General features: G+C 49.1%; 7 protein-coding genes. All 7 read left to right on the forward strand.

What is annotated here, in order from left to right; translation table 11 throughout:
- Positions 1-705 (forward strand): glycosyltransferase family protein (locus tag GRX64_RS06200; RefSeq protein WP_166264772.1); only part of this gene is annotated, 705 nt, incomplete at its 5' end.
- Between the two features lie 3 nt (positions 706-708).
- Positions 709-1,368: a PIG-L deacetylase family protein gene (locus GRX64_RS06205; RefSeq protein WP_166264774.1), complete on the forward strand. Its 660-nt coding sequence runs from the start codon at positions 709-711 to the stop codon at positions 1,366-1,368.
- 51 nt (positions 1,369-1,419) lie between these two features.
- Positions 1,420-2,793: a polysaccharide pyruvyl transferase family protein gene (locus GRX64_RS06210; RefSeq protein ID WP_166264777.1), complete on the forward strand. Its 1,374-nt coding sequence runs from the start codon at positions 1,420-1,422 to the stop codon at positions 2,791-2,793.
- A gap of 97 nt (positions 2,794-2,890) precedes the next feature.
- Positions 2,891-5,488 carry an RIFT barrel domain-containing protein gene (locus tag GRX64_RS06215; RefSeq protein ID WP_166264780.1) on the forward strand — a complete coding sequence of 866 codons (2,598 nt, stop codon included), beginning with the start codon at positions 2,891-2,893 and terminating at the stop codon, positions 5,486-5,488.
- The gene (locus GRX64_RS06220; RefSeq protein ID WP_235937542.1) at positions 5,461-6,123 is read left to right on the forward strand and encodes an acyltransferase; all 663 of its coding nucleotides are present in this window, start codon (positions 5,461-5,463) and stop codon (positions 6,121-6,123) included. The genes GRX64_RS06215 and GRX64_RS06220 overlap by 28 nt, the downstream gene beginning before the upstream one ends.
- Position 6,124: 1 nt before the next feature.
- Positions 6,125-7,531 (forward strand): phenylacetate--CoA ligase family protein, encoded by a 1,407-nt coding sequence (locus GRX64_RS06225; protein WP_166264783.1) that lies wholly within the window; start codon positions 6,125-6,127, stop codon positions 7,529-7,531.
- A partial coding sequence (locus tag GRX64_RS06230; RefSeq protein WP_166264786.1) for a glycosyltransferase family 2 protein occupies positions 7,521-7,750 on the forward strand: 230 nt, incomplete at its 3' end. The genes GRX64_RS06225 and GRX64_RS06230, both read left to right, overlap by 11 nt.

Raw genomic sequence — 7,750 nt, forward strand, 5'->3', positions numbered from 1 at the left:
GTTGGTCATCGCCCCATTGTCTGGAACCTCATGAAGTTCTACTCACACTTTGAACAGAAGGATTTCATTCTTTGCCTGGGGCATAACGCACATGTGATCAAACAGTATTTCCTGACGTATGACGAGTGCCTTACCAATGACTTTGTGCTTGAAGGTGGCCAACCGAGACTCAAGCGAACGGATATACACGACTGGAAAATTACGTTTGCCGACACCGGTCTGAAATCCAACATTGGAATGCGCCTTAAAGCGGTGGAGAAATACCTCGATGATCTCGATCCGGACGACATGTTCATGGCCAATTATGCAGACGGTCTCTCAGATGTACCGCTGGACGATATGCTGAGATTTTTCGAGCGCTCAGGTAAGACCGCTTGCTTCCTTTGTGTCCAACCCCAACAGTCTTTTCATTACGTTCGCCTCAATGACGATGGGACCGTGCACAGCATTCAGGACACCACCAACACCGGTCTTACAGTCAATGGAGGCTTTTTCATTTTCAAGAAGAAAATTTTTGACTACATCCGGGAGGGAGAAGAACTCGTGCACGAACCCTTTGAGCGCCTGATCTCAGAAAATGAGCTGGTTGCCTACCGCTATGATGGTTTCTGGAAATGCATGGACACATTTAAGGATAAGCAGAATTTTGACGAACTGGATGCCAACGGTGAATGCCCCTGGCAAGTATGGCGAGAGAAGAAATAAGTCATGCTTCCACTCAATCTTCTGGCCACGCCCGATAAAGACGCTCACATTCTATGCCTTGGCGCTCACTGTGATGATATTGAAATAGGCTGCGGAGGAACCTTACTCGAACTCTTGGCAAATCACCCCAATCTGCATGTCACTTGGGTCGTATTTGCCTCAACACCCTCGCGCAAGAGTGAAGCTGAGCGGGGGGCATCGCTCTTCAGCGAGGGTGCCAAAAGCCTCGACCTGCGGATCCTGGACTTCAAGGACGGCTATGTGCCTACCGAAAGCGCGAGATTAAAGGATGAGTTTGAGCAATTAAAAAAGGGAATCGTGAGCCCCGACCTAATTTTTACGCATTATCGGTATGATTTGCATCAGGACCACAAAGCGGTTTCCGACCTCACCTGGAACACATTTCGTAATCATCTGATTCTGGAGTATGAAATTCCCAAGTGGGACGGTGACATGGGCATACCGAACACGTTCTATCCATTATCGGGCGGTGTCGGGCAAACAAAGATTAAACATCTGCAGCAGGCGTATAACTCGCAAAAAACAAAAAAATGGTTCACCGATGATCTTTTTTGGTCGTTGATGCGCATCCGCGGCATGGAATGCAATTCGCAAAGCACCCTTGCCGAAGGGTTCCATGTGCGAAAAATGACAGTCAGTTGAAGGTCACCCTTTTTACGCAAGACGCAATAAACGAGGCGCGCGACGTTTAACATGGAACCCAATGACAAGCAGATTCGTATTGGCGTATTCGGACACTACGGCAACAAGAATCTTGGTGATGAATCCATCATTGAGGCCGTCATTAAAAATTTGCGGGCGACGATCCCCGGTTGCGAGATTATTTGCCTTTCTATCGATCCATTCGACAGTCGAAGCCGCTATAGCGTCGATTCGTTTCCAATCCGGTTTCGAGCCGATTTTTTTAGCAGCGGCCCTGTCACTGTAGCCCTTGATCGAACGATTGAGTCGCAACCAGAGTCAGACTCAGCCCCAATCTCTCAGCCCACACCGAGTCTGAAACAACATCTTAAAACGATTCCTCTGCTTGGCCAAACGTTGAAAGCAGCCGCTCGCGCCGTTGATGGGGTCCAGGCACTGAAACGGGAAATCGCCTTTCTAAAAACTGCCAGAAGGTACGTGGACGGTCTGGATTTGCTTCTGGTAACTGGCTCCAACCAGTTCCTGGACAACTTTGGAGGACCTTGGGGCTTTCCTTACACACTGATGAAGTGGACCGCATTGGCAAAATCCGCCGATGTCAAAGTGGCTTTCATCAGTGTCGGCGCTGGGCCACTCGACAGGCCTCTCAGTCTTTGGTTTCTCAAGTGGGCGCTTCGTCGAGCGGATTTTGTATCGGTCCGGGACGAAGGCTCGAGGGACCTGCTTCATAAAAAAATCGGGATTGCACCGAACGTTTTTCCCGATATTGCACACAGCCTACAAACTGAAATACCCATTTTTGGTCACCGGGACAGCGCCCATAACCTGATTGTCGCGGTCAACCCTATGCCCGTCTATGACAGTCGTTACTGGTATGAAGCTGATGACCGAAAATTTCGGGCCTACGTCGACAAACTCAGCGAACTCTGTGCCGCGATTCTCACTGACGGCCATGAATTGGAGCTCTTCAGCACTCAGAGCAAAGATGAAAATGTGATCGATGACATCATCGATCGCTTGCAAACCCACGCGGCATACAGTGACTGGTCCCAGCGGATCAACGTCGTTCGAACCACCGAAGTGTCGCAATTAATGGACACCATAGGGCGTGCAGACATTGTTGTCGCAACCCGATTCCATGGCACAGTATTACCCCTCCAACTCGGCAAGCCCGTTCTTGGTGTCTGCTATTACCGAAAAGCGGCCGAGCTCTTGGACGACGTAGGGCTGAACGAATACTGGGTTGACCTGGACGATTTTGAATCGCCTACCCTGATCAGAAAATATCGCTCGTTACTGGAAGACCGACACGAAAAATCTCTTCAACTTGAACAACATATGTTGCGTTATAGTGAAAAGTTGGCGACCCAGTACCAGGCCATCAAAAATCTGGTGGTCACGTCCGATTCGCCCTCACTGGAATGACAAGAGTCGGGGGCAATAGTGGTAAACTTTTACCCTGAATTGGGTATTTTAAAATCAGATAATTGATTTCTCGCAGTAAGGGAGTTGAGCTGCAACCATGGACCTGGAACCGACCACCCTCCATATCAAGGAAGACGCTGGCATTGCACGCAACGGCGAGCCTGTGCAAGTGGGCATCCCGTTGCCAAAAGGCGCTCTGAACAGCCGTTCGACCTTTACTCTGACCGACTCTGGCAGCGGCAAGCGCTTTAGCGTTCAATCCAAGCCAATGGCCCACTGGCCTGATGGAACGGTTAGATGGTTGAAGCTCAACTTTTTGGTGGATCTGGCTAAAAACCAGAACCTGGATCTTCGGCTTGATACGAAGGAGCCTGATACCCCCGAAGCAAACTCGATAATAAGCCACAAGCTCGAAAACAATCAGATTTTCATCGACACTGGCCCACTGCAATGCCGCATACCGATTGACCAGATGCTCTGGACCATACAGTCGGGTGATGGCCCGGAATGCACCCAAATCATTTCGCTTACCGCCTCCTCCGGCATGACATGTTCCGCTGAGTTGGTGACACCCTGGGCGATAACCGAATGCGGCCCCGTTTGTCTGACACTGACTGCCAATGGCTCATGGCTAACACAAGACCGATTTCCAGTTGCCAACTTTCAATGCCGGCTGCGTTTTTATAATGACAGTCCAACGGTTGAACTCGAAACCTGCATCCACAACCCCAAGCGAGCGCGGCATTCTGGCGGCCTATGGGACCTGGGCGATCCCGGCTCTATTGAGTTTGAATCGCTGACCGTACAAATAAAACACCCCGATGCTGAGCATGCCTGGTTAAAGGCGGCACCTACCCTACCCCCGACCACCTCGAAAGCCGAAGCGGACTTATACCTGTATCAGGACTCAAGCGGCGGCGATCAATGGCAGAGTAGGAATCACGTTAATGCTGAAGGCACGGTCACCACGCAGTTTCGAGGTTATCAATTAACGTCGGGCGATAAATTGATTGATACCGGTGACCGTGCCAGCCCTACGGTTTGTCTTTCTGGCTCGGGGTCGTCTGTACAAGCAAGTCTCCCGAAGTTTTGGCAGAACTTCCCATCCTCGATTGGCTTCAAAAATCAACAACTGGTTGTTGGCCTGTTCCCGGCAGATACCAACAAACCTTATGAATTACAGGGCGGCGAACGCAAAACGCAAAAAGTGTGGCTGCACTATGGCGGTGAACATGATGCTTTACAGTGGACCCATAACCCGCTGATCCCGATCCTAGATGCTCGCCACTATGAGACCGCAAGCGCTTTTCATTGGTACCGTGCCAACCCGGCCAAAAGTGCCCTTGATGAGTTAATTCGCGAGGGTCTGGAAGGCCCAAGCAACTTTTTCGCAAAGCGGGAAATAATTGACGAATACGGGTGGCGAAATTTCGGTGATATTTTTGCTGACCATGAAACGCTGTACCAAGGCGATGACGAACCGCCTTTTATCTCCCATTACAACAATCAGTACGATGCGATCTATGGGTTTGCACGCCAGTTCGCTTTAAGCGGAGACCGGCGATGGTTTGAATTAATGGATGATCTCGCACGCCACGTTACCGATATCGACATTTACCATACGGAAGAAGACCGAAGCGAATACAACAACGGCCTGTTCTGGCATACCGATCATTACCTGGATGCCCACACTGCCACTCACCGAACGTTTACCAAACACAACAGCTCCAGCTCGACACCCGGTCAGACGGGCGGTGGGCCGGCAGCAGAACACTGCTACACCTCGGGCCTTCTGTATCACTATTTTCTGACCGGGTGCGAAGATTCCAGGCAGGCCGTTTTCGACCTCGCAAACTGGATGACAGTCACACATGAAGGGCAAGGTGGGCTGCTTGAGCAGATACTCGCGATAAAGAAGTACGAACTGCCGAATCTGAAGGCGCTGATCCGCGGTCACCAGCCCTCCAGTCATAAGTACCCTTTCACACGGGGCACTGGAAACTATCTGAATACCCTGTTGGATGCCTGGGTACTGGCCCCCGAAGCAGGCTGGCTTGATCGTGCGGAAGAAGTGATTTGTCACACTCTTCATGCCGCTGACGACATTGATCAACGCAACCTACTCAATGCCGAAACCGGATGGTCTTACCTGGTATTACTCACCAGTATCAACCGATATCTCGCCATGAAAAGTGAAGTGGGACAATACGATGCCATGTGGTGTTACACCAGAGATGCCTTGGCTCGTTATTCCAAGTGGATGTACATAAACGAACAATTGTTTCTGGCAGTGCCAGGTCAGCTTGAGTTTCCAAATGCAACGTGGGTTGCGCAGGATATTCGTAAAGCCATGCTAATGTACCAGGCGACGACGTTCGACCCGGACAGCGCCCATGACTATCGCTCTAAAGCTATGGCGTGGCTCGACACAACGGTAGAACACCTTCAGCAGAGTGATGAAAAACACTATGCTCGCATCCAGATTATTCTTTTGCAGAATTATGGCCCCCACCAGCCCGGTCACGCCTCATACCTTCCCGAACAAGCGCATAGCTGGACAGCACCAGAATACCGCTACCCAGCTCTGACTTGGGCACAGCTTTTAGTTCGGCTTTTTCAGAGAATTAAAAGAGGGTTGGTCACATTTCGACTCACCCGAGAGCGTGCATGGCTCAACTCAAGGTTGGATCGATAATGAATTTCAGAGGCCTACTCAAACGAAGTATAAAGAATGCTTTCCTGCTACTCGCAATGCCTGTTTACGCTTGTTATTGGCTACTTGCCATCATTTCTGGTAGTGACAGCGCATTCCAGACATTTTCCCAAACCTTGAGTTTGATACCCGGAAAAGTCGGAATATACAGTCGTGCAGCGTTCTATCGATTGGCATGCCCGAATACTTCGGACGACATATCCATTGGTTTTCTGACGGTATTCTCACACCGAGACACCTCCATCCACCGGGGTGTCTATATCGGACCACAATGTAATATCGGCAAATGCACCATTGGCACAAACACACTGATTGGCAGTGGGGTCCACATACTGAGTGGCAGTCGACAGCATGAATTCAGCAACATAAAAATCCCGATTCAAGACCAAGGTGGACGGTACAAAAAAATCGAAATTGGTGAAAACTGCTGGCTTGGGAATCAGGCTTTGGTGATGGAAGAGTTAAAACCTCATACAATCGTTGCGGCGGGCAGTGTTGTGACCAAGCCATCAAACTCAGGCGACATTCTGGCCGGCAATCCTGCCCGGTTAGTAAAAAGTCGCTTCGCATCAACTGATGGGGTGTCGGCTATGAAATCCGACACAGGAGCACTCTGACGTGACTTCGGCTGCAGAACGCCTTTATTACTCTTCCCCAGTCTGGCTTCAGAACGTGTTGGTGTCCGCCTATGGATATAAGCTTTTTCATAAACGCTACACTGGAATCTACCATCAAATACTCAGGCGGGTGCGTGAATCCAGATTTTGGACCCCAGAACAAATTGAAGCCTATCAGAGTGAACAACTATTTCTCATGGCCAAACATTGCCGAGAAAACATACCTTACTATCAAGCGTTGTTTGCAGAATATGGCCTCCATGAGAATGATTTTACGCACACGACACACTTAACTCGCTTGCCGGTTCTGGATAAGGAGACACTCCGGAGTAAAAGCGACCAGTTTCGGCAACCGGGGGTCAAACCCTATATTGTTCAGCATACTAGTGGCAGCACTGGCACGCCTCTCGCGCTGGAGGTCAATGAATACACCTACAAACTGGCGATGGCATTGTTGGTAGAGCATGAAGAATTTCATGGCGTTCCATTCAGAGCCCGACGCGCTACCTTTGCAGGCCGAATGGTTCAGCCTTCTGACCGAATGACTCCTCCGTTCACCCGAATGAATCATGCGGAGAAACAAAAACTTTTCTCAAGCTACCATCTAAACGCTGATACTTTTCCGTGGTATCAACGAGAGCTCAGTCGCTTCCAACCCGATGAACTGATCGGCTACCCATCGGCGATTTGTGACCTCTCGATGCATTATCAGCAAAGCCAGTCCAAGCCTGGTTTTCAGCCAACAGCCATAGTGACCAACTCAGAGACGTTGCTCGAGTGGCAAAGGGAAACCATTGAATCCACCTTTGGTTGCCCCGTATACGACTACTACGGCACCGCTGAGTATGTTCTTTTCGCATCGCAAGGTAGTGATCAGAACTATCATCTGAATCCCGTTATTGGAATCACAGAGCTGTTAGTCCATGATCCAGAGACTGCCACTGGACACTTGGTCGCAACATCCCTGACTAACCACTCCATGCCCTTACTTCGATACAACATTGGAGATACGGGACAGGGCGTGCCACCAGGACCGGCAGGAACCGTCATTCATAAACTGGGCCGTGTTAACGGCCGAGTTGATGACTATATTGAAACGCCTGATGGCCGGCGCATTGGTAGGATGGATCACATTTTCAAGGGTGTCGCGGGTATTCGGGAAGCACAGGTTATTCAAGATCGACCTGATCATTGTCTAATAAAAATAGTAGAAAAAAATTATAACATTAAGCTGGATAAAGAATTATTAAAAAATAATTTTATTTCCCGGACCGGGCCAGAAATTAAAATAGATATTGAAGTGGTTAAAAATATCCCCCGTGGCTCCAACGGGAAGTTTAAATCTGTAATTAATGAGGTCACTTTAAATGAAATTCCGAATTCAGGGATGGAATTGAATGAAAGATAATAATATAAAAATAAATTTTGGAACTTTACCATTCGTTAGTGTAATTATTCCTGCTCATAATGAAGAGAAATACATCGAACAGTGCCTATTTTCTTTGGCTTCCCAAACATACCCATCAAATAGTTTTGAGGTTATTTTGGTTAACAACAATTCAACCGACAACACTGTTAAGATAGCGAAATCGTTCAACATAACTGTACTTGATAAACCAACAGGACC

Origin of the sequence: Marinobacter caseinilyticus, assembly GCF_011074955.1 — a bacterium.
Classification (GTDB): Bacteria; Pseudomonadota; Gammaproteobacteria; order Pseudomonadales; family Oleiphilaceae; genus Marinobacter; species Marinobacter caseinilyticus.